Annotated in this window: 21 protein-coding genes and 1 pseudogene; 14 read left to right on the top strand and 8 right to left on the bottom strand. The window is 71.9% G+C overall.

The window, feature by feature from the left end:
* Positions 1–98 precede the first annotated feature (98 nt).
* The 3 genes and pseudogenes from purS to purL form a co-directional block, all read left to right on the top strand.
* Positions 99–344, top strand: a pseudogene (purS, locus tag FHX52_RS14395) (phosphoribosylformylglycinamidine synthase subunit PurS); the annotation flags it as partial.
* A 146-nt stretch (positions 345–490) separates the two neighbouring features.
* Positions 491–1,186, top strand: coding sequence for a phosphoribosylformylglycinamidine synthase subunit PurQ (purQ, locus tag FHX52_RS14400; protein ID WP_141823038.1), 696 nt, complete (start codon positions 491–493; stop codon positions 1,184–1,186).
* A gap of 4 nt (positions 1,187–1,190) precedes the next feature.
* Positions 1,191–3,536 (top strand): phosphoribosylformylglycinamidine synthase subunit PurL, encoded by a 2,346-nt coding sequence (gene purL, locus FHX52_RS14405; protein ID WP_141823039.1) that lies wholly within the window; start codon positions 1,191–1,193, stop codon positions 3,534–3,536.
* Positions 3,537–3,661: 125 nt separating this feature from the next.
* Here the strand turns inward: purL and FHX52_RS14410 are convergent, their stop codons facing one another.
* Positions 3,662–5,314 carry a glycoside hydrolase family 32 protein gene (locus FHX52_RS14410; RefSeq protein ID WP_141823040.1) on the bottom strand — a complete coding sequence of 551 codons (1,653 nt, stop codon included), beginning with the start codon at positions 5,312–5,314 and terminating at the stop codon, positions 3,662–3,664.
* Positions 5,315–5,684: 370 nt separating this feature from the next.
* Here FHX52_RS14410 and FHX52_RS14415 point away from each other — a divergent pair, with 370 nt between their 5' ends.
* Positions 5,685–7,289, top strand: coding sequence for a glycoside hydrolase family 68 protein (locus FHX52_RS14415; RefSeq protein ID WP_141823041.1), 1,605 nt, complete (start codon positions 5,685–5,687; stop codon positions 7,287–7,289).
* A 12-nt stretch (positions 7,290–7,301) separates the two neighbouring features.
* On the opposite strand, the gene FHX52_RS14420 is transcribed toward FHX52_RS14415, so the two are convergent.
* Both FHX52_RS14420 and FHX52_RS14425 read right to left on the bottom strand, forming a co-directional pair.
* Positions 7,302–8,102 carry a spermidine synthase gene (locus tag FHX52_RS14420; protein WP_246069975.1) on the bottom strand — a complete coding sequence of 267 codons (801 nt, stop codon included), beginning with the start codon at positions 8,100–8,102 and terminating at the stop codon, positions 7,302–7,304.
* Between the two features lie 7 nt (positions 8,103–8,109).
* A complete protein-coding gene (locus FHX52_RS14425) occupies positions 8,110–8,898 on the bottom strand; it encodes a GNAT family N-acetyltransferase (RefSeq protein ID WP_141823042.1) in 789 nt (262 codons plus the stop codon).
* Positions 8,899–8,921: 23 nt separating this feature from the next.
* On the opposite strand from FHX52_RS14425, the gene FHX52_RS14430 reads away from it, so the two are divergent.
* The 6 genes from FHX52_RS14430 (at position 8,922) to purF (ending at position 13,865) form a co-directional block, all read left to right on the top strand.
* Positions 8,922–9,803: an LLM class flavin-dependent oxidoreductase gene (locus FHX52_RS14430; RefSeq protein WP_141823043.1), complete on the top strand. Its 882-nt coding sequence runs from the start codon at positions 8,922–8,924 to the stop codon at positions 9,801–9,803.
* A gap of 107 nt (positions 9,804–9,910) precedes the next feature.
* Complete coding sequence (locus tag FHX52_RS14435; RefSeq protein ID WP_141823044.1) at positions 9,911–10,291, top strand: sterol carrier family protein; 381 nt, start codon at positions 9,911–9,913, stop codon at positions 10,289–10,291.
* Positions 10,288–10,530 (top strand): hypothetical protein, encoded by a 243-nt coding sequence (locus FHX52_RS14440; RefSeq protein ID WP_141823045.1) that lies wholly within the window; start codon positions 10,288–10,290, stop codon positions 10,528–10,530. Before FHX52_RS14435 ends, FHX52_RS14440 begins: the two co-directional genes overlap by 4 nt.
* A 23-nt stretch (positions 10,531–10,553) precedes the next feature.
* Positions 10,554–11,702, top strand: a complete 1,149-nt coding sequence (locus FHX52_RS14445) for a CaiB/BaiF CoA transferase family protein (RefSeq protein WP_281288009.1) — start codon at positions 10,554–10,556, stop codon at positions 11,700–11,702.
* Positions 11,699–12,259 carry an RNA 2',3'-cyclic phosphodiesterase gene (gene thpR / locus FHX52_RS14450; RefSeq protein WP_141823047.1) on the top strand — a complete coding sequence of 187 codons (561 nt, stop codon included), beginning with the start codon at positions 11,699–11,701 and terminating at the stop codon, positions 12,257–12,259. Before FHX52_RS14445 ends, thpR begins: the two co-directional genes overlap by 4 nt.
* A gap of 43 nt (positions 12,260–12,302) precedes the next feature.
* On the top strand, positions 12,303–13,865 hold the full coding sequence (gene purF, locus FHX52_RS14455) for an amidophosphoribosyltransferase (protein WP_185747294.1): 1,563 nt from the start codon (positions 12,303–12,305) through the stop codon (positions 13,863–13,865).
* A gap of 155 nt (positions 13,866–14,020) precedes the next feature.
* Here the strand turns inward: purF and FHX52_RS14460 are convergent, their stop codons facing one another.
* Positions 14,021–14,707: a VIT1/CCC1 transporter family protein gene (locus FHX52_RS14460; RefSeq protein ID WP_221630605.1), complete on the bottom strand. Its 687-nt coding sequence runs from the start codon at positions 14,705–14,707 to the stop codon at positions 14,021–14,023.
* A 258-nt stretch (positions 14,708–14,965) separates the two neighbouring features.
* Between FHX52_RS14460 and purM the strand changes: the two genes are divergently transcribed.
* On the top strand, positions 14,966–16,084 hold the full coding sequence (gene purM, locus FHX52_RS14465; protein WP_141823049.1) for a phosphoribosylformylglycinamidine cyclo-ligase: 1,119 nt from the start codon (positions 14,966–14,968) through the stop codon (positions 16,082–16,084).
* Between the two features lie 77 nt (positions 16,085–16,161).
* Here purM and FHX52_RS14470 read toward each other — a convergent pair whose 3' ends face one another.
* A complete protein-coding gene (locus FHX52_RS14470; RefSeq protein ID WP_141823050.1) occupies positions 16,162–16,356 on the bottom strand; it encodes a DUF3073 domain-containing protein in 195 nt (64 codons plus the stop codon).
* A gap of 393 nt (positions 16,357–16,749) precedes the next feature.
* Here FHX52_RS14470 and FHX52_RS14475 point away from each other — a divergent pair, with 393 nt between their 5' ends.
* The gene (locus FHX52_RS14475) at positions 16,750–16,941 is read left to right on the top strand and encodes a BldC family transcriptional regulator (protein WP_141823717.1); all 192 of its coding nucleotides are present in this window, start codon (positions 16,750–16,752) and stop codon (positions 16,939–16,941) included.
* 118 nt (positions 16,942–17,059) lie between these two features.
* A complete protein-coding gene (locus tag FHX52_RS14480) occupies positions 17,060–17,500 on the top strand; it encodes a VOC family protein (protein WP_141823051.1) in 441 nt (146 codons plus the stop codon).
* A gap of 52 nt (positions 17,501–17,552) precedes the next feature.
* Here the strand turns inward: FHX52_RS14480 and FHX52_RS14485 are convergent, their stop codons facing one another.
* Positions 17,553–18,263 (bottom strand): nucleotidyltransferase domain-containing protein, encoded by a 711-nt coding sequence (locus FHX52_RS14485; RefSeq protein ID WP_141823052.1) that lies wholly within the window; start codon positions 18,261–18,263, stop codon positions 17,553–17,555.
* A gap of 54 nt (positions 18,264–18,317) precedes the next feature.
* Entirely contained in the window at positions 18,318–19,952 is a 1,635-nt protein-coding gene (locus FHX52_RS14490) for a PucR family transcriptional regulator (protein WP_141823053.1), read from the bottom strand.
* Positions 19,953–20,095: 143 nt separating this feature from the next.
* Here FHX52_RS14490 and FHX52_RS14495 point away from each other — a divergent pair, with 143 nt between their 5' ends.
* Positions 20,096–21,364 carry an NAD(P)/FAD-dependent oxidoreductase gene (locus tag FHX52_RS14495; RefSeq protein WP_141823054.1) on the top strand — a complete coding sequence of 423 codons (1,269 nt, stop codon included), beginning with the start codon at positions 20,096–20,098 and terminating at the stop codon, positions 21,362–21,364.
* A gap of 264 nt (positions 21,365–21,628) precedes the next feature.
* Here FHX52_RS14495 and FHX52_RS14500 read toward each other — a convergent pair whose 3' ends face one another.
* Positions 21,629–22,072, bottom strand: coding sequence for an OsmC family protein (locus FHX52_RS14500; protein ID WP_141823055.1), 444 nt, complete (start codon positions 22,070–22,072; stop codon positions 21,629–21,631).
* Between the last annotated feature and the right edge of the window lie 56 nt (positions 22,073–22,128).

Here is a 22,128-nt window from a genome sequence, read left to right on the forward strand (position 1 = left end):
CGGCAGGCGGGGAGGCGGCTGCCGGCCCGATAGACTTCCGTCGTCTCGATCGGAGCACCAGCCGGTCGCCCCATCCAGCAACAGGGAGAACCACACCGATGGGAAGCATCGTCGTCGACGTCATGCTCAAGCCCGAGATTCTCGACCCGCAGGGGCAGGCCGTCGGCGGGGCACTCCCGCGCCTCGGCTTCGAGGGGTTCACCGATGTCCGTCAGGGCAAGCGGTTCGTGCTCACCGTTGACGGTGACGTCACCGAGGAGCACCTCGCTGCGGCACGTGAGGCCGCTGACAAGCTGCTCTCCAACCCGGTCATCGAGGACGTCGTGGCCGTCCACGTGCTGGAGAGCGCGGACGGCGACGGCGGCCCGGCTGCCCCGGCGGCCGTCGACGAGAGCGGCGGCCAGGCGAAGGGCCACAAGGCGAAGGCCGAGGAGGCCGATGACTCGGCCGAGGAGGCCCGCGGCGACGTGGCGAGCGAGGACGAGTCCAAGTGAGGATCGGGGTCGTCACCTTCCCCGGATCGCTCGACGACCGTGACGCCGCCCGCGCCGTGCGCGAGTGCGGCGGCGAGTCGGTGCCGCTGTGGCACGGCGACGACGACCTCAGGGGCGTCGACGCCGTCATCCTCCCCGGCGGCTTCTCCTACGGCGACTACCTCCGGTGCGGCGCCATCGCCCGCTTCGCCCCGGTCATGGACGTCCTCGTGCCCGCGGCCCAGGGCGGTCTGCCGGTGCTCGGCATCTGCAACGGCTTCCAGGTGCTGACCGAGAGCCACCTGCTGCCCGGTGCCCTCATCCGCAACGACCACCGCAAGTTCAACTGCGTCGACTCCCGCCTCGTCGTCGAGAACACCTCGACGGCCTGGACCTCCGACTACGAGGTCGGCCAGGAGATCACGATCGTGCTGAAGAACGGCGAGGGTGGCTTCGTCGCCGACGACGAGACCCTCGACCGTCTCGAGGGGGAGGGGCGCGTCGTCTTCCGCTACGTGCCCGATGCCGAGGGGCGCAACCCCAACGGCTCCTACCGCCACATCGCCGGCATCACCAACGAGCGTGGCAACGTCGTGGGCCTCATGCCGCACCCGGAGCACGCGGTCGAGGAGGGCTACGGCCCGAGCCTCGACGGCCGGGGTTTCTTCACCTCGATCCTCAAGCACGCCCTCGAGACCGCAGCAAAGGCCTGACGCGATGACCACCACCGACGAGCAGACCCAGCCCAGCGCCGATGCGCAGGCCACGGCAGCCGCGCCGCCCGCCAGCCTCGACACCGTCGAGCTCGCAGCCCGCACGCCCGACGTCTACCAGCCCTGGTCGGAGCTCGGGCTCAAGGGCGACGAGTACGCCAGCATCCGCGGGATCATCGACCGCCGACCGACGATCGCCGAGCTCGCGATGTACTCCGTCATGTGGAGCGAGCACTGCTCCTACAAGTCGAGCAAGGTGCACTTCAAGCTCTGGGGCGAGAACACCACCGACGAGATGCGCGAGAAGCTCCTCGTCGGCATCGGTGAGAACGCCGGCGTGGTCGACATCGGCGACGGCTGGGCCGTGACCTTCAAGGTCGAGTCGCACAACCACCCGAGCTACGTCGAGCCCTACCAGGGCGCCGCGACCGGTGTCGGCGGCATCGTGCGCGACATCATGTCGATGGGCGCGCGGCCGATCGCCGTCATGGACCCGCTCCGCTTCGGCAACCTCCACCACCCCGACACCCAGCGCGTCCTGCCGGGCATCGTCGCGGGGGTCGGCGGCTACGGCAACTGCCTCGGCCTGCCCAACATCGGCGGCGAGGTCGTCTTCGACGACTGCTACCAGGGCAACCCGCTCGTCAACGCCCTCTGCGTCGGCGCGATGCGCGTCGAGGACATCCACCTCGCCAAGGCGACCGGTGTCGGCAACAAGGTGATCCTCTTCGGCGCCAAGACCGGCGGCGACGGCATCGGTGGCGTCTCCGTGCTCGCCTCCGAGACGTTCGACTCCGGCGGCCCGGCCAAGCGCCCGGCCGTTCAGGTCGGCGACCCCTTCGCAGAGAAGGTGCTCATCGAGTGCTGCCTCGACCTCTATGCCGCGCACGTTGTCGACGGCATCCAGGACCTCGGCGGGGCCGGGCTCTCCTGTGCCACCAGCGAGCTCGCCTCCAACGGTGACGGCGGTATGCGTGTCGCCCTCGACCTCGTGCCGCTGCGCGACGCGAGCCTGCAGCCGCACGAGATCCTCATGTCGGAGTCGCAGGAGCGCATGATGGCCATCGTCGAGCCCGACAAGCTCGACGAGTTCATGGCGATCACCGACAAGTGGGACGTCGAGGCCACCGTCATCGGCGAGGTCACCGACGGCGACCGGCTCGTCATCACCTGGCACGGCGAGGTCATCGTCGACGTGCCGCCACGCTCGGTCGCCCACGACGGGCCGACCTACCACCGCCCGCTCAGCCGGCCGGCATACCTCGACGCCCTCAACGCCGACGGCGCCGCGGCGCTCGCGCGCCCCGAGATGGGCGAGGACATCAAGGCGCAGCTGCTGACGCTCATCGGCTCGCCCAACCTCTGCGACAAGTCGTGGGTCACCGACCAGTACGACCGCTACGTCCTCGGCAACACCGCGCTGTCGCAGCCCGACGACGCGGGCGTCGTGCGCGTCGACGAGGAGACGGGCCGCGGGGTTGCCGTCGCGACCGACTGCAACGGCCGCTTCGCCAAGCTCGACCCCTACACCGGCGCCCAGCTCGCGCTCGCCGAGGCCTACCGCAACGTCGCCACCGCGGGTGCCGCGCCGCTCGCCGTCACCGACTGCCTCAACTTCGGCTCGCCCGAGGACCCGGGTGTCATGTGGCAGTTCCGCGAGTCGATCCGCGGCATCGCCGAGGGCTGCAAGTTCCTCGGCATCCCCGTGACCGGAGGCAACGTCAGCTTCTACAACCAGACGGGCGACGTCGCGATCCACCCGACCCCCGTCGTCGGGGTGCTCGGCGTCATGCCCGACGTGTCGAAGCGGTCGCGTTCGGGCTTCCGCACGGACGGCGCGCACATCTACCTCCTCGGCACGACGCGCGCCGAGCTCGACGGCTCCGAGTGGGCGCACGTCATCCACAAGCACCTCGGTGGGCTGCCTCCAGTGGTCGACCTCGCCGCCGAGCAGGCCCTCGGCACAGCCCTCGTCGCCGCGGCCGAGGCCGGGCTCGTCGAGGCGGCGCACGACCTCTCCGAGGGCGGCCTCGCCATCGCGCTCGCCGAGGCGTGCATGCGCCACGGCGTCGGCGCGACGATCGACGGTCTCGACCAGGTCGGGGTCGACGCCGAGGGCAACATCCTCGACGCCTTCACCGCTCTCTTCTCCGAGTCGAGCGCCCGCGCGCTCGTCGCGGTACCGGCCGGCAACGCCGCGCAGTTCGAGGCGCTGCTCGTCGAGGTGCCGCACCGCCGCATCGGCGCCACGGGTGGTCGCGACCTCGAGATCGCCGGGCTCTTCTCGCTGTCGGTGTCGGAGCTCGAGTCGGCCCACACCTTCACGATGCCGGCGGTCTTCGGCAGCTGAGCCCCGCTCGTCATCGCGACGGCCCCTCCCGTATGCCGGGTGGGGCCGTCGTCGTGTCACCGCAGTGCCGCCGTGGCGGCGCGAGCCCGCCCGGTGCCGAGGCGCGCGGTGCGTCAGGGGACGTGTCAGTCGAGCTGGACCGTCCGGATCGGGGCTGCGGTCGCGGAGTGCACGAGGGCCGATCCGTCGGCCTCGAGCTCGATGGCGACGACCTCGCCCAGGCCGCTGGCTGCCGAGAGGCACACTGCTCCGCCGTCGACGAAGCACTCGAGCGTGCCGCGGTCGATGAGCAGGGACATTCGCGTGCGCAGACCCGGGCGTGCCTGCGGTGCAAGGTCGCCGACGTGCCGGGCAGTCCACGTCGGGCCGAGGACGCCCGTCGCGGGTGACCCAGACGCCCGGTCGACAGCGACCCGGAGGTCGGCGGGCTCGACGGTGACGGTCGCGGAGGCCGCGCCGCGGTCGAGCAGGCGCAGACGGTAGGGAGCGCCCGACTCGATGTCGAGGTCCAGCCGCAGGCTGTCGCTCGGCGTCGGCCGCTCGAAACGGTGGGTGCCCGCGACGCGAGCCGGGGACGCGGACGGGCCGGACGGCATACCGCTCAGGGGAACTCGCGGCCCGGTGACGGCATCGAGGGCGTCGAGGGGAGCGCTCACGAGCTGCGGCACCCCGCCCGGCCCGGTGACGAGCTCGACGCGGCGCACGACCGACTGCGCGCCGCCGGCGAAGGAGCTGCCACGTCGGGCCATGGCGTAGGCCCAGTTGTCGAGCCAGCCGAGGCACCAGCGGGCCGTGGGTCGGTCGGTGTCGTCCGGCGCCCAGGTGACGGCGGCGTAGAAGTCCGGCCCGTGGTCGAGCCAGCGCGCGGAGGCGCCGTCACCAGTGAAGCGGGTGCCGTCCCACACCCCCGTCCAGTGCGCGACTCCCGTCGTGCGGCCCTGGGACTCCCCGTTGGCGCTGGCCAGGAGCACCCAGGTGCGCCGCGAAGGATCACCGTCGAGCTCGAGCTCGAAGAGATCGGGGCACTCGAGGGTGCCGAGATCGTCGACGCTCCAGTCGGACCGGTAGGCCCAGGTGCGCAGGTCGGTCGAGGTGTAGAAGCCGATGCGGTGCCCCTCGGCCAGCAGCATGACCCACTGGTCGTGGGCCTCGTCGCGAATCACCTTGGGGTCACGGAAGTCCCGGCTCTGCGGCGTACCCGGGTTGTCGATCGTCGGGTTGCCCGGAGCAGGGGTGAAGGTGCGCCCGAGGTCGTGGGACACGTAGAGGGACTGGCGCTGTACGCCGTCGGCCTGCTGGGTGGCGAAGGCGAGAACGGCGCCGGCGCCGAGGCCGGCGACCCCCTCCGTGTCGACGACGGCGCTGCCCGACTCGACGTCTCCCAGCGCGTCGACGTACTTGCGGATCGAGGTGCCGCCGTCGCGCCAGGTGACGAGGTCGGGGCTCGTCGCGAGCCGCCACTCGGTGCCGTTGCCGTGCGGGTGGTCGGTGTTGTGGAGGTACCACAGGTGCCAGAGCCCGCCGAGGAGCAGCGGTCGCTGGGGGTCGTTCATCCAGTGCGAGGGCGGGGTCAGGTGGTAGCCGGGGCGGTCGACGTCGGCGCTCTCGGGCCTCACGAAGGAGCTGTCGGGGGCGTCAGTGGCGTCGGGGACATCGGGGGCCGGCCGCACGCCGTCAGCCGGAGCCGTGGCGGTGCAGGCCGCCAGGGCGGTGAGGCCGATCGCGCCGAGACCCGCACCGAGCAGGCTGCGACGCGTCAGCGAAGGTTGCTGTGTCAACGATGTCATCTCCGAGCTCGAGCCGGGGTCGTCGGGCGACGACTCTGATGGGGGGAGCCGGGCAAAAGAGTGGCGCGGATGCCTCCCGTCCCTGCGTGGGGAGGCATCCGCGCCCTGGACGCGGGCCCGCACCTGGAAGCCAGATCGGGAGCAAACCAGAGCCTCACGTCACCTCGAACGTAGGGGAGGCGCGATCTACGCAAAAGTAACGATTCCACATCATGAGACCCGTTGCGGACATCAGGCCGCTACGGGTCATTTCGGTTGGACAACGTTGTCATGGCGCCTCTATCGTCGGTGCCGCACCTGGAACTCGATCTCGTCACACCCGACACCTCGCCCCCCGCGGCGAGCCATCGAAGGGCAGAAGATGATGTTCCTCCACCACCGCTTCCTCAAGGGAGCGCTTGCGGCAGGCGTGGCAGCAGCCGCGCTCGTCGCCACCGCAGGAGCCGGCGCCACCGCGGCTCCTCGGGCGGCGGCTGCGCCGTCCGTCCAGGCCGTCCCCGGCTTCCCCGAGCCCACCCCCCACTCCCAGAAGGCCTACGACCCGGCCTCCGGCTTCACCGCGAAGTGGACCAGGGCCGACGCCCGCCAGATCAAGGCGATGTCGGACCCGACGGCCGGCTCGCGCCAGAACTCGATGCCAGAGGACTACACGGCGCCGACCGTCCCGCAGAGCTTCCCCGACATGAGCAACGGCAAGGTCTGGGTCTGGGACACCTGGCCCCTCACCGACGCCGCCGCCCACCAGTACAGCTACAAGGGCTGGGAGGTCGTCTTCTCGCTCGTCGCCGACCGCAAGCTCGGGTTCGACGACCGCCACACCTACGCCAAGCTCGGCTACTTCTTCCGCAAGGCCGGCGTGCCGTCGTCGCAGCGCCCGGAGAACGGCGGCTGGACCTATGGCGGACTCGTCTTCCCGAAGGGCCTGTCCGGCAAGGTCTTCGAGGACCAGTCCTTCTCGCACCAGACCGAGTGGTCGGGCTCGACCCGCATCTTCAAGAACGGTGAGGTCAAGGTCTTCTACACGGCTGTCGCCTTCTACCGCAACGCTGCCGGCCAGGACACCAAGCCTGCGGACGCGCGCATCATGATGTCGCCGGGCAAGATCTTCGCCAACGACAAGGGCGTGTGGTTCGGCGGCTTCACGACGCACAACGAGCTGCTCAGGCCCGACGGCACGTACTACCAGAACGGCGCGCAGAACCCCTACTACAACTTCCGCGACCCGTTCACCTTCCAGGACCCGGCCCACCCGGGCAAGACCTACATGGTCTTCGAGGGCAACACGGCCACGCAGCGTGGGACCCGCGCCTGCACGACCGGCGACATGGGCTACCAGCCCGGGGACCCGTACACGGAGACCCCGGACGAGGTCATGGACCGCAACGCCCACCTGCAGATGGCGAACGTCGGTCTCGCCGTGGCCGACAACAAGGAGCTGACGAAGTGGCACTTCCTGCCGCCGATCCTGTCGGCCAACTGCGTCACCGACCAGACGGAGCGGCCTCAGATCTACCTGAAGGACGGCAAGTACTACCTCTTCACCATCAGCCACCGCAGCACGTTCGCGGCCGGTGTCGACGGTCCTGAGGGCGTCTACGGCTTCGTCGGCAACGGCATTCGCAGCGACTTCCTGCCCGTCAACCGCGGCTCGGGCCTCGCGCTCGGCAACCCGACGAACCTCAACTTCAACCAGGGCTTCCCGTTCGACCCGGACTACAACCAGCACCCGGGTGCGTTCCAGTCCTACTCGCACTACGTCATGCCCGGTGGCCTCGTGCAGTCCTTCATCGACACGATCGGCACGAAGGACAACTTCCGCCGGGGCGGCACGCTCGGCCCGACGGTGCGCATGATCATCAAGGGTGACACGACCAAGGTCGACCGCACGTACGGCAACGGGGGACTCGGCGGCTACGCCGACATCCCGGCCGACCGCAACATCAAGCCGGGCCAGCCCGTGAGCTGACCCCGACGGGTGTCAACGGGCCCGCCACCTCCCTGTCTCGGGGGGTGGCGGGCTCTGCATTCCCTTGGAGTCAAAGGGCTTTGCGCCGGCGACGAGACGCTCGAGGGCCGCGCCCTCGCGCAGCCCGGTGGGGAGGTGGGCGCGTGCGACGTCTCGCCGCAGCCTCTCGAGGGGGAGCGGCGCAGGGCTCGCCACGACGACCGAGTTGCCGAAGCGCTTGCTCTTCAGCACCTCGTGTGTCGCGATCAGGGCGACGTGGGGCAGCGACTGACGGACTGTCGCGAGAACCCTGGCGACATAACGCATTCCGGGCTCGTCGGCGAGGTTCCACAACGCCATCCCATCCCGCTTCAGCACTCGATCGACCTCGAGCACGTATGCCGCAGAGGTGAGTTCGGCTGGGACGCACCCTCCGGCATACGCATCGGTCACGACGACGTCCGCTGAGGCGTCGCCGAGCGCACGCACCCCGGTGAGCCCGTCGACGGGTCGCACGCGGATCCGGTGCCGACGGGGGAGCGGAATCTCCTTGCGCACCAGTGCCGTCAGGGCCTCGTCCGGCTCCAGGACGATCTGTGGTGAGCCTGGCCGCGTCGCCTCGACCCAACGGGGGAGGGTGAGCCCGGCGCCGCCGACGTGGGTGACCCCGAGCGGTCCGGGCGGCAGTGCGTCGATGGCGAGGGCGAGGTGCTGGACGTACTCGAAGACGAGAAGGGTCGGGTCGTCGGGCTGCACGTGCGACTGGGGCGACCCGTCCATGTGCACGCTGACCCCGCCGCGCTCGTCCCACTCGAGCGTCACGTGCTCGGTCATCGGTCGCTCACAGGTCGATGACGAGCTGGCGCTGCTCGCCGTAGCGACGGAAGCCCAGCGCCCGAAGGATCGGTGAGGAGGTGTCGACCCTCCCGTGGGTCAGGGCCAGGGTCGCGCCGGAGCGCACGGCGACGTCGAGCCGGGCGCGGAGCACGGCCCGGTAGGCACCGAGCCCCCGAAGGTCCGGATGGGTGCCGCCGCCCCACAGCCGGCACACGGGCCCGACGATGCCCCAGCCGCCCGTGCTCGCCGGCCGCCCGGCGACGGAGGCGACGACCCGGCCGACGCTGTCGTCGTCGAGGCCCCGTGCGATCTCGACGAGCCCGCGGTCGATCTCCTCGTCGTCGGGTGCCGACCCGCCGAAGGCGCTCTGGCTGAGCACGAGCGCGTCGCGCACGCCGTCACGGTCGCGCACGCGGGTGACCGTGACCTCGGCGCCGGGTGCGACCTCGGGCACGCCGCCGGTGAGATCGAGGCCGAGCACGTCCATACGTTCGACGACCTGCGCGCCGCGCCGCACGAGCTCGGCCTCGAGGCCCGCCGGGCGGCTCGTGTCCGAGAGAGTCCACCAGAGGCGCTCGCGGCCGAGGTCGCGGGCCACTCCGTGCACTTCGTCGACGATCTGCGCCGGCTCGCGGTCGGAACCGGTCAGCCGGGCGCTCGTCGGTGTGAGGTAGGTCGGCGGGTAGGCCACGACGAGGTACTCGTCGGTCCGCACGCTGCGGGCGTACTCAGGCACCCAGGCCCACTCGTTGGAGGCGGCGAGGACGGACTCGGCATCCCAGATCGGTGTCACCACGACAGGCTACGGTCGGTGGCATGCGATTCGGTCTGACGATCCTGCCCGAGCACACGTGGTCGGTCGCCGAGCCGCGGTGGCGTGAGGCGGAGGAGCTCGGCTTCGACCACGCGTGGACGTTCGACCACGTCACGTGGGGCGGGCTACCCGACTCCCCGTGGTTCGCGGCGGTGCCCACCCTCGCCGCGGCGGCAGCCGTCACCGGCCGCATCGGCCTCGGCACCTTCGTCACCTCGCCCAACAACCACCACCCCGTGCAGCTCATGCGCGAGGTGCTCGCCCTCGACGACATCTCGGGTGGGCGCTTCCTCCTCGGCATCGGCAGCGGGGGCGACCTCGACGCCCGCATCATGGGTGAGGACCTGCCGCTCAAGGCCCGCGTCGACCGCTTCCACGAGTTCACGGACCTGCTCGACCGTCTCCTCCGCGACGACCACGTGACCGTCGACGGCCGCTTCTACAGCGCTCGCGACGTGCGCACCCTGCCCGGTCCGGTGCGCGGCGCCGAGGGTGGCAACCGGGTGCCGCTCATCGTGGCCGCCAACGGTCCGCGCACGGTCCGGCTCGCCGTCGACCGCGCCGACGGCTGGATGACCTACGGCGGCACCGCCGACACCGACGACGCCTGGTGGTCACTCGTCGGCGACCTGTCCAGCCGGGTCGACGGCGCCCTCGACGCCGCCGGCCGCGCCCCCGAGACCCTCGCCCGCTACCTCAACCTCGACACCGCGCCGACCTTCTCGCTGACGAGCGCCGCCGCGTTCGAGGACGCCGTCGGCCGGGCCGAGGCCCTCGGCTTCACCGACGTCATCACGCACTGGCCACGCGACGACGACCCCTACCGAGGCGCCCGTGACGTGCTCGAACAGGTCGCGGCCGACGTCCTCCCGCGCCTGCGCTGAGCAGCCCGTCCGAGAGGCGCGGGGCACGCCGGCTCACCGGGGAGCGCGAGCCGGCGGCACGGCATACCGGCTCGGCGCCGTCGGTGGGCGGGGTTAGCCTGCTGGGCATGCCTCCCCGCCGTCGAACCCCTGTCGCGGAGGGCCGCGCCGCCCTCGAGGTATGCCGCTCGGCCGGCTGGAGCGCCGACCGGCGCACGACCGGCACCGCGGTCCGCTACACCCTCGACGAGCTCGCGACGACGGCCCCCGGCCGCACGGTGGAGGTCCGGGTGCCCCCGCACGGAGCGGTCCAGTGCATTGAGGGTCCGGTGCACACGCGGGGCACCCCGCCCAACGTCATCGAGACCGACGGGGCCACGTGGCTGCGCCTGGCCGTCGGTGACCTCACGTGGGAGGACGCCGTCGCGGCCGCCCTCGTGCGAGCCAGCGGGCAGCGGGCGCACCTGGACGGACTTCTTCCGCTCCACTCGCTTAACCTTGGGGTGTGACCACCTCCCCTGACGGGCGCTCGGCGCCTCGCGTCCCGAACTTCAAGCGCTTCCTCATCACCGGCGCGCTCCTCGGCTTCGTCGTCGGCGCGGTCATCTCGCTGGTGGGCGACGACGTTCGCGGCTACTCCGCGGCGACCGGCGCGCTCTTCCTCGGTGCCTTCGGCGCCCTCCTCGGTGCCGGGCTCGCCGGCATCTTCGGCATCCTGCTCGACCGATCGGGTCGCGAACGCTCGTGACGGGCGCCGGCCCCCTCGCGGGCGTGCGTGTCGTCGAGCTCGCCGGCATCGGCCCGGCCCCCTTCGCCTGCATGCTGCTCGCCGACCTCGGCGCCGACGTCATCCGGCTCGACCGGCCGGGTGTGCCGCCGTTGCCGGTGCCGATGCCGCCAGAGGCCGACCTGCTGCGCCGCGGGCGGCCCTCCGTCGTGCTCGACCTCAAGCACCCCGACGGGCTCGCGACGGCACGGCAGCTCGTGGCGCAGGCCGACGTCCTCGTCGAGGGCTACCGGCCGGGCGTCGCCGAGCGGCTCGGGCTCGGGCCCGACGACTGCCTCGCGCTCAACACAGCCCTCGTCTATGGCCGGATGACCGGCTGGGGACAGGACGGCCCGCTCGCCCAGGCCGCCGGGCACGACATCGGCTACGTCGCGATCACCGGCGCCCTCGGAGCCATCGGCCGCGCCGGCGGCCCGCCGCAGGTGCCCGTCAACCTCGTCGGCGACTTCGGCGGCGGAGCGCTCTATCTCGCGGTCGGGGTGCTGGCCGCCCTCCTCGAGGCGCGCACGAGCGGCCGCGGCCAGGTCGTCGACGCCGCGATCGTCGACGGCACGGCGCACGTCTCGGCGCTCGTCGTCGGCCTCGTCTCGAGCGGTCTGTGGTCCGACCAGCGCGGCACCAACCTGCTCGACACCGGCGCCCCCTTCTATGACGTCTACGAGACGAGCGACGGGGGCTGGCTCGCGGTGGGGCCGCTCGAGCAGCCCTTCTACGCCGAGCTGTTGCGGCTGCTCGGCATCGGGGACACCGCGCCCGACCGGCTCGACCCGCGCCAGTGGCCTGCCCTGCGCGCCCTGCTGGCCGCCACGTTCGCCACCCGCACCCGCGACGAGTGGACCGCCCTGCTCGGGGGCACCGACGCCTGTGTCGAGCCCGTGCTCAGCTATGCCGAGGCGCCGCACCACCCCCACCTCGCTGCCCGGGGGACCTACGTCGAGCACAACGGCGTCGTGCAGCCGGCCCCCGCGCCACGCTTCTCGCGCACGCCCGGTGCCCTCTCCACACCGCCGCCGCGCGCCTCGGGGGCCGACACCCGCAGCGCCCTCGAGGCGTGGGGCATCGCTGATGTCGACGCGCTGCTCGCCTCCGGCGCCGCAGTCGAGGCCGCAGCCGAGGCGGCCAAGGGGCCATGAGGCTCTTCGTCGCCGTGGTGCCGCCCGAGGAGGTGCTCGACGACCTCGACGAGCACCTGGAGCCCCGCCGTGCGGCCGGTGAGGAGGTTCGCTGGACCGACCGCCACCAGTGGCACGTGACCCTCGCCTTCCTCGGCGACGTGCCGGAGCGCCGCCTCGACGACCTCGCCGAGGTACTCGCCCGGTCGGCAGCGAAGCGCAGCCCCCTCGTGCTCCGCCTCTCCGGCGCCGGCGCCTTCCCGAGCCCGTATGCCGCCCGCGTCCTCTGGGCGGGAGTCGAGCAGGTGCGCGGTGACCTCGGAGCCGTCGCACACGGCATACGCTCCTCGGCGAGCTCGGTGGGGGCGGCGCCCGACGGGGCACGCTTCCACCCGCACCTCACGCTCGGCCGCTTCGGCCGCCCGACCGAGGCGACCCGCTGGATCCGGGCCCTCGAGGGCCTCGAGGGCCCCGCGTGGGTGGCCGGCGGGGCGACACTCATCGAGTCGCACCTCGGCGAGGGCCGCGGGCGACGGCCGCGCTACGAGGTCGTGGCCGACCTGCCGTTCGGCCGCTGACACGGCGGCGGCCGCTCCGAGATCCGTGTGGGAGACTGCGGTAGTGGCACGTGGCGATGGACGACTTGGTCATGACCTCATCCCCGGCGAGAAGGGCCCGCAGGACGCCTGCGGGGTCTTCGGCGTCTGGGCCCCGGGAGAGGACGTCGCGAAGCTGACGTACTTCGGGCTCTACGCCCTGCAGCACCGCGGGCAGGAGTCGGCGGGCATCGCGACCGGTGACGGGGAGAAGATCCTCGTCTACAAGGACATGGGCCTCGTCTCGCAGGTCTTCGACGAGACCGCCCTCAGCTCGCTGCGCGGCCATCTCGCCATCGGGCACACCCGCTACTCGACGACCGGCGGCTCGACGTGGGAGAACGCCCAGCCCACCCTCGGCGGCACCGGTCACAGCACGCTCGCGCTGGCGCACAACGGCAACCTCATCAACACCCGCGAGCTCAAGGCCCTCGTCGACGAGCACTTCGGCAGCGGACGCGTCACCGGGGAGCTCGCCCGGGGCAACACCTCCGACACGGCGCTCGTCACGACGCTGCTCTCCGCCGACGAGGACCGCACCCCCGAGCAGGCCGCTCTCGAGCTGCTGCCCAAGCTCAAGGGCGCCTTCTCCTTCGTCTTCATGGACGAGACGACGCTGTATGCCGCCCGCGACCCCTGGGGCGTGCGTCCCCTCGCGCTCGGCCGCCTCGAGCGCGGCTGGGTCGTTGCGTCCGAGACCGCCGCGCTGCAGACGATCGGCGCCTCCGTCATCCGCGAGATCGAGCCCGGCGAGCTCATCGCCATCGACGAGAACGGCCTCCGCTCGCACCACTTCGCCGAGCCGCAGCCCAAGGGATGTGTGTTCGAGTACGTCTACCTCGCGCGCCCCGACGCCGTCATCCGCGGCCGGGTCGTCCACGAGGCCCGCGTCGAGATGGGCCGCGTGCTGGCCCGTGAGCACTCCGTCGATGCCGACCTCGTCATCGGGGTGCCGGAGTCGGGTGTGCCTGCGGCTGTTGGCTATTCGCAGGAGTCAGGGATCCCGTTCGGTCAGGGCTTCGTCAAGAACGCCTATGTCGGACGCACCTTCATCCAGCCGTCGCAGACCCTGCGCCAGCTCGGCATCCGCCTCAAGCTCAACCCGCTCGAGCACACGATCCGGGGCAAGCGGCTCGTCGTCGTCGACGACTCGATCGTGCGCGGCAACACCCAGCGAGCCCAGATCCGCATGCTGCGCGAGGCCGGCGCGGCCGAGGTGCACGTGCGCATCAGCTCGCCGCCCGTGCAGTGGCCGTGCTTCTACGGCATCGACTTCGCGACCCGCGCCGAGCTGATCGCGACGGGCCTCAAGGTCGAGGAGATCCGCGCCTCGATCGGCGCGGACTCGCTCGGCTACATCTCCGAAGAGGGCATGATCAGCGCAACGAACCAACCGGCTGACGAGCTCTGCACCGCGTGCTTCACCGGTCGCTACCCCATCGAGCTGCCCGAGGACGGCCGCATCGGCAAGCACGTGCTCGAGACGCTGCCGCTGACGGTGCGCACCGGCCACGACCGGTCGGTCGACGTCGACGGCGTCACCCTCGGCGTCGGCCTCGGCGGCGAGAACGCCCTGCAGCACCCCTAGCCGCAGACGTAGCCGCAGGCGCCCGACGGACGCCCCGCTGCCGTCCCCAATCGAAAGCGCATTTCGTCGTGCCCGGGGTCGCGCGATCATCCGATCGAAAGAGCAATCCGTCGTGCCCGGGGAGCGTGTTTCGGGGGGATGGGCTGAACTCTCGGTCAGTCGGCCTCCGGCAGGATGGCGACGCCGGCGACGAAGCTGACCGCCATGGTGCCGAGACCGACGACGAGGGTGCGCATCAGCATCCGTGATGTGGAGAGGTGGGCAGAGCGCGCGGCGAGCACCGAGGTGATCGCAAGACTCACCCCAGCCGCGACGAAGAGCGCGACGGTGTCGAGCTGGAAGGGCGTCAGCACGGTGATGGCGACCGGGATGCTCGCGCCGATGGCGAAGGCTGCCGCGGCTCGCAGGCCCTCGAGAACCGGGCGGATGGCCGGTGGGATCTCGTCGATGTTGTGCTCGGTGTCGAGCTGGGCGGCCAGGGGGTCCGCGGCCTCGAGCTGGTCAGCGACCTGCTCCGCCAGCTCGACCGTCAGCCCGCGCCCCACGTAGTGCGCGACGAGCTGCGCGTGCTCGCCCTCGGGCTGCGTGCGCAACCGCTCCGCTTCGGCCTCGGCGGTCGCGAGCTGCGCGTCCCGCTCGCCGGCGGACTCAGCCCACTTGGCGCCGCCGACCCCGAGGGCGCCCGCGATGGCCGCAGCCATCGCGGCCGTGATGAGCAGCAGGTTGTCAGCACCTGCTCCGGCAAAGCCCTGCAGGAGGCTCGCGGTGGCGATGATGCCGTCGTTCGTGCTGAGCACCCACACGCGCATCAGCAGCCATCGGGAGACCAACCATGCACGCACCGCCACGCTCCTCGACCATCCGAGACAACACGCCTCGTCAGCGGGAGCGTGTCATGTCGCGGCGTCGAGCGACAGCATCCACGGCTTTGTGGCGTCGCCGGGGCGGTCGGCGTGCGCGCCCTCGTGCGACCGACTGCTCTCTCGATTCGGTCGGGTTGCTCCTCCGCTGGCTGGAGGAGAGCCGGCGGGGCCGTGGTGTGGTCTCCGCGGGTGGTCACCTCGATCGGGACGTGCCGTGGCGCCGGTAGGGTGGGTCAGGTGAGCGATGCCCCCATCACCTACGCCTCTGCCGGAGTGGACGTCGAGGCGGGTGACAAGGCAGTCGAGCTGATGAAGGAGTCGGTGCGACGCGCGACCCGACCCGAGGTGCTCGGCGGGCTCGGCGGGTTCGCCGGCATGTTCGACGCCAGCGCGATCGCGCGGATGAGCCGACCGATCCTCGCGACGAGCACCGACGGTGTCGGTACCAAGGTCGCCATCGCCCAGGCTCTCGACAAGCACGACACGATCGGCTTCGACCTCGTCGGCATGGTCGTCGACGACATCGTCGTCTGTGGCGCCGAGCCGCTCTTCATGACCGACTACATCGCGACCGGCAAGGTCGTGCCCGAGCGCATCGCCGCGATCGTCGGCGGCATCGCCCGCGCGTGCGAGGAGGCGGGGGTCGCCCTCGTCGGCGGCGAGACCGCGGAGCACCCGGGTCTGCTCGAGCCCGACGAGTACGACGTCGCCGGCGCCGCCACCGGTGTCGTCGAGTATGCCGCCGTGCTGGGCCCGCAGCGGGTCGCCGACGGAGACGTCGTGGTGGCGCTCGCGAGCAGCGGCCTGCACAGCAACGGCTACAGCCTCGTGCGCCGCGTCATCGAGAGCGCGGGCTGGGCCCTCGACCGGCACGTCGACGACTTCGGCCGCACCCTCGGCGAGGAGCTGCTCGAGCCGACGCGGATCTACACCCGCCCGCTGCTCGACCTCATCGCCGCCGACGGGATCGACGTGCACGCCCTGAGCCACGTGACCGGTGGCGGCCTCGCCGCCAACCTCGCGCGGGTCCTGCCGGCCGGCACCTACGCGCGGCTCGACCGGTCGACGTGGACACCGCCCGCGGTCTTCCGCACGATCCAGGACCTCGGGCGCGTGCCGCAGGCCGACATCGAGCGCACCCTCAACCAGGGCATCGGCTTCGTGGCGGTGCTCCCCGAGGCGCAGGCGGAGCGCGCCATCGAGCTCAGCCGGGCCGGCGGCATACCTGCGTGGCGGCTCGGCGACGTGACGACGCTCGAGCGTGCCGACATCGAGGCGGGCACCGAGGTCGTCAGGGGCGCGAAGGGCGTCGACGGCGGCTCGGTCCAGGTCGTCGGGCAGCACCCGACGACCTGAGGACCGGCACAGCCGATCGCGGGACGAGTGCGGACACTCGACTCACGAGGTGGAGCAGGGAAGGAGAAAGGGAGAGCTCACCGCTCGCCCGAGGCCCACTTCCCGTAGTCGTCGTACTCATCCGGCTCGGTCACCCGTGCGGGCTCGCGAACCGGACTGGACGTGTCGCGGTGCAGCTCTCGCTCCAGCGCGCTCAAGTCCGTGTCGGGTGTGTAGTACTTGAGCTGCCGTGCGACCTTGGTCTGCTTGGCTTTGGCTCGGCCGCGCCCCATGGCGTGACCCCCTCGTGCGTCGTGCCGGGACGGCATCGCTCGTCGGAGAACCGGGTGGCTCTTCGATGTCCGCGTAGCGGCCCCGGGAATGTGTGTGTTCTCGTGGGGCTAACGCTACATGAGCGGAGCCGCTCCTGCGTCCCACGGTCTCATGGGCCCCTCCCAGCGCGTCGGCGGCTCGTCGTCGTCGGCGGCTCGTGTCCAGCAGGTCACCAGCAGGTGACCGGCACGTCACATCGTGGGACGACGCCTCAGTTATCCACACCAAATCGTCTCTTTTCGGCGTTTGGCCGGTAACCACAGGCGCGGGACTTTACTCTGTCTTTACCTAAGCCTCTCCCTGGGGCTGGATGCGTGTCGCTGCACGAGCGACAGGGTGGTGGGGAAATGACAATGACAACGCAGGATCGACACGAGACCGAGAAGCTGCTCACGCCAGCCGAGGTCGCAGCGCTCTTCCGAGTGGACCCGAAGACGGTCACCCGGTGGGCGAAAGCCGGAAAGCTGACGTCCATCCGGACGCTCGGCGGACACCGTCGCTACCGTGAGTCCGAGGTCCGCGGGCTGCTCGGGGGCGGCAGCTGACACAGCTGCCACTCGCGGCAGACACACACCGCACACGGGGGGAGGGGCGCCGAGGGTGCCCCTCCCCCGACACGTCGGGCGGGGACAGGATGTCGGTGGCGGGTCCTAACGTCGGGTCATGACGACCGGACCGACCATCACCGCCATCACGCTGGGCGTGCGCGACGTCGAGGCAGCGCGCGACTTCTATGTCGACGGGCTCGGCTTCCGCCTCGTGCTGCACCTGGCCGGCGAGATCAGCTTCGTCCAGTGCGCTCCGGGGCAGCTGCTCGCGCTCTGGGACGTCGAGCAGATGCCGAGCGAGTACGGCGGCGTCGCCCACGGGCCCGCTGCGCCGCCCCTGTCGCTGGGGCACAACGTGGCCTCACCCGTCGAGGTCGAGCAGCTGTATGCCGCCGCGCTGGCTGCCGGGGCCACCTCCGTCGCTGCGCCGCAGGACCGCGACTGGGGAGGGGTGAGCGCGTGCGTGGCCGACCTCGACGGCTTCCGGTGGGACTTCGTGTTCAACCCGAGCTTCCGGGTCGACCACGACGGAACGGTGCATCTCGGCGAGTCGTGAGTCGCGGTCGGCGCGTCGTCGTGAGCCTCGCCCGCGGCGTGAGCGCGGCCGGTCAGAGCAGCTGACGCCACGGGTGAGCGGGGGCGTGTCGGGTGACGAAGCCCGAGAGCCAGCTGCGTTGGGCGGCATCGAGCAGCGGAAGCGCGGCCCGGAGGTCTGCGTCGTCCTTGGGTCGGGTGTTGCTCACCTTGTGGGCGAGCACGAGCTCGGGGCGCAGGTAGCGGATGCCGTCGTGCTCCCACGTCGCCTCGTCCAGGGGGAGGACGACCGACGCGTCCCGCTTGAACTGCCAGCGACCGTCGACGTCCGGGTTGAGCACGAGCTCGCCGCGCCACGGGGCCAGCGCGTGCTCGCGCACCCAGACCTGCTCGGCGTGCTCGGGCATCTCGCGTCCCGGCGCCAGGTGCACCAGCCCCTGCTCCGAGGCTGCCCAGAGGTGCCAGTCGCTCTCCAGGTGCCGGCGCACGGCCGGCAGGTCGCGTCGGAACACCGACAGGTCGATGTCCTCGTGCTCGCGGACGACACCGGTGAAGGCCTCGACCGCCCAGCCGCCGGCGACCCACCACGGCACACCGAGCCCGTCCACGTGGCCTTGCCCGTCCTGCCCGTCCTGGCCACCCAGGCCGGCGAGGACGTCGCGGGCCTCCGTCGGGGTCCACGAGAGCTGTGGTCCGAAGATCCGCTCGAACTCGGCGCGCGGCATCCACGCCTGCGGCGGCGGTTGCTGGAGGTCGTGGGGCAAGGGACCGGCCTGGTCGTCCACCCCCCAAAGGTAGAGCCGCCCGGCCCCCAGCGGGGGTCGACCGACGGGCGCACCTCAGTGACCGAGTGCCCTCAGCTGGAGGCGCAGGGCGAGCCGGGTCTCGGGGTCGTGCAGGTCGAGGTCGACGACATCGGACAGCCGCGTCATCCGGTAGCGCAGGGTGTTGGGGTGCACGTGCAATGTCCTGGCGGCCTCGCGCGGGTCGCCGGGGTGGTCCAGCCAGGCGGCGACCGTCTCGAGGTAGGCCGACTGGTGCACGGCGTCGTGCGCCTGGAGGACCCCGACCGGACCGAGCAGCTCCTCGGTCCAGATGCCACCGAGGGCGCGAGCGGTCGTCACCGCCGCCCAGGCGTGCTCGACGGTGGTCGTCGTGCCGGTGATGCGCCCCGCCTCGCGCAGCCGCTGCACCTCCGTCGCCTCGCGCCGCGAGCGGTCGAGGTCGGCGGGCCGGCTGACGGAGCCACCGGCACTCGCCGTCGCGGTCGGTGTGGTGACCGCAACCTCCTCGACGACCGCGAGGAGCCATTCCCACGTGCCGGGTGAGGTGTCACCGGGCACGTCACGCACGAGCGTGAGCGGCACGCCGTCGAAGATCGAGAGCAGGGGCTGGCGCCAGGAGCGGCGCCTGGCCGCCGACTCCCACACGTCGAGCTCACGCTCGGGGTCCACTCGTGCGGGGGAGCCGGCGGCCGCTCCCGGGCCGTCATGGGCCCCGGCGAGCACGACCACGCGCCACGGCGGAGGGGGGAGCCACCCTTCCGCCTCGACCACGTCGCCGCTCAGCACGGCGCGGAGCCGGTCGCTCATGACACGTCGCGCTAGGTCTGCCTGCGAGCGCATCCGCAGCAGGTGCAGGGCCACGACCGACGCGGTCTGGCGCAGCGACCGCAGCACCGGCTCGGCCGGCTCCTCGTCGACGACGGCCCAGATCGAGCCGAGCCACTCGGTGCCGGCCCGCACCGGCACGACGAGCCGCGCACGCAGGCCGCGACCGGCGGCGACGAAGAAGGGCTCCTCGGACCGTGCGAGCCGGCGGAAGACCCCGCGTCCGCGCAGCGAGGCGATCACCTCGTCCGGCACGCGCCGCCCGACGATGGTCGAGAGCCGCGCCGGGTCGGCGACGTCCTGCGTCGAGGAGTAGGCGAGCACCCGTGACTGCGTGTCCTCGATGGTGACGGGGGCTCCGACGAGGGCCGCGCACGCATCGGCGAGGGCGAAGAGCTCGTCGAGCACCGGGCCCTCGGCGCGCAGGGACGGCCCGCTCGCGGCCCGGTCGAGCACCCCGCGCAGCAACCACACGACGTGTGCCCACGAAGCGTGGTCGGCCAGCTCGACCAGACCGACGCCGAAGCGGGCCGCGGCCGCGCGCACCTGCGGGTTGCGGGTCGCCACCCGCCGCAGCACGACGGCGGTGCAGCCCACCTCGGCGGCGCGCTCGAGGAGGGCAGCGGCATCAGCCGGCCGGTCGACGCCGACCCCGAGCAGCAGGTCGCCCGCCTGTCCGTAGACACCGGAGCCCGGCTCGGCGAGCGTGACGTCGTCGATCGTGGCCGGGCCGGTCTCGACGACGACGGTCAGCAGGCCGCCGCCGAGCGTGCCGACGAGCTGGTGGACGGGCAGCCCGAACGGCGTGGTCGACGACGTGCGGGTGGCGGAGCGAGCCGACGAGCGTGCGGGGGTGGGCGGCATACCTCGATGGTGGCATGCGGTGGTGCCGACAGCACAACGACCGTCGAAAAGCTTGGCGCCGCAGCACCAAGGTCGAGCATCGCCCCGACCTCACCATGGACGTAGCACGATCCACACCCCAGCCGACACCAGGAGTCGACCCCATGGCCGCTGTCACCCCCGCCGGTTCACCCGCCCCCCAGCGCATCGCCGTCGTCGGCGCCGGCATGGTCGGCCTCGCCACGGCGTGGTTCCTCCAGGAGCGCGGCGTCGAGGTGACGGTCATCGACCGCGATGGCGTGGCCGCCGGCGCGTCCTGGGGCAACGCGGGCTGGCTGACCCCCGGCATCGCGACGCCGCTGCCCGAGCCCGCCGTGCTGAAGTACGGCCTGCGCGCGGTCCTCAGCCCGAGCTCGCCCGTCTACGTGCCGCCGAGCGCGAAGCCCGACTTCCTCAAGTTCGTCACCGGCTTCACCCGCCACAGCACGATGAAGGCGTGGAAGAAGGCCATGGGTTCGCTCGTGCCCGTCAACGACCTGTCGCTCCAGAGCTTCGACCTGCTGCGTGACGGTGGCGTCGACGCCGAGACCTACGAGGCGAAGTCGTTCACGGCCGCCTACCGCACGGCTGCCGAGCGCGAGACCCTCCTCGAGGAGATCGAGCACATCCACGCCTCCGGCGGCGACATCACCTTCGACGTGCTGACCGGCGACGAGGCCCGCTCGATCGAGCCCGCGCTCTCCGACAACATCGGCGCCGCGATCGTGCTCCACGGGCAGCGCTTCATCAACCCCGGCGCCTACGTCGCGGCCCTCGCCGACTCGGTCATCGCCCGCGGCGGCAAGATCCTCACCGGCAGCGCCATCGAGCGCCTCACGGACACCGCGACGGGCGTGCTCGTCACGAACGACTTCGGGGTCAGCGAGGAGTACGACGCCGTCGTCGTCGCCACCGGGGCGTGGCTCGGCCAGATGGCCCGAGAGTTCGGCGTCAAGCGCGTCGTGCAGGCCGGCCGGGGCTACTCCTTCAGCGTCGCCGTCGACGACCTGCCCAACGGCCCGGTCTACTTCCCGGCCGCTCGCGTCGCGTGCACGCCCGTCGGCGACCGGCTCCGCGTCGCCGGCATGATGGAGTTCCGCAAGCCCGAGGCCGCGCTCGACCAGCGCCGCATCACGGCCATCGTCGAGGCCGCCCGTCCCCTGCTCAAGGGCGCCGACCTCGACCATCGTCAGGACGAGTGGGTCGGCTCGCGCCCCTGCACCGTCGACGGCCTGCCGCTCATCGGCGCGACGAAGAGCTCCCGGGTCTTCGTCGCCGGCGGCCACGGCATGTGGGGCATCACCCTCGGCCCCGTCACGGGTCGCCTCCTCGCCGAGCAGATCGTCACCGGCGTCGCCCCGGCCGAGCTGGCCCCCTTCGACCCGCTGCGCTGACCCACAGCTGACCCCGCCGGGGGTCACGACGCACGAGTGCCCACCCGACCGTTCGGTCGGGTGGGCACTGTCGCGCACCCCGGGGCTCGGTCGGGCGCGCGACGCGGCCGACGGCGTATGCCGTGTGGCCAGGTGGTCGGCGCCCGACCCCTCAGCAGGGCGGCGGCCACCTGATGGTGGTTCGGAGCGTCACGAGATGCGGATTGGAGCCCGTGCCGAAGGCGACGTCCATCCGGTCGCACGAGATGGCGACCGATGGCGCGCTCAGGGAACGAGTGCGATGCTCACGTCCGGCTCGTGTGTGAGCGTGCTGTGCACCGTGCAGCGGTCGATCATCGCGAGCAGCGCCTGGTGCCGGCTCTCCGGCACACCCGCCGGCAGGTGCACGCGGACGTCGAAGCCCGCGACGCGCGACGGCGACTTCCCCATGACGTAGCTCGTCTCGACGCGCAGCCCCTCGACCGGCAGGTCGTGCCGCGAGAGGTAGCGGCGTGCATAGAACGCCGAGCACGAGGCGAGGCTCGCGACGAAGAGCTCGGTCGGTGTGGGCGCAGTGTCCTCGCCGCCCATGGCCTCGGGTTGGTCGACGCGGATGCGGTGACCGCGCACCTCGATCTCGAACCGGTCACCGCCGAGGTGGCTGACCGACACCGTGGACGTCGTCGGAGCGTGGGTGTTGGTGACTGTACGTGTCGTTGTGGCACTCATGGGGCGCTCCTGTCTGCGAGAGGATGGTCCCCCTTCCACGCTAGACGCGGTATGCC

It is taken from the genome of Humibacillus xanthopallidus (assembly GCF_006717145.1).
Taxonomy (GTDB): domain Bacteria; phylum Actinomycetota; class Actinomycetes; order Actinomycetales; family Dermatophilaceae; genus Humibacillus; species Humibacillus xanthopallidus.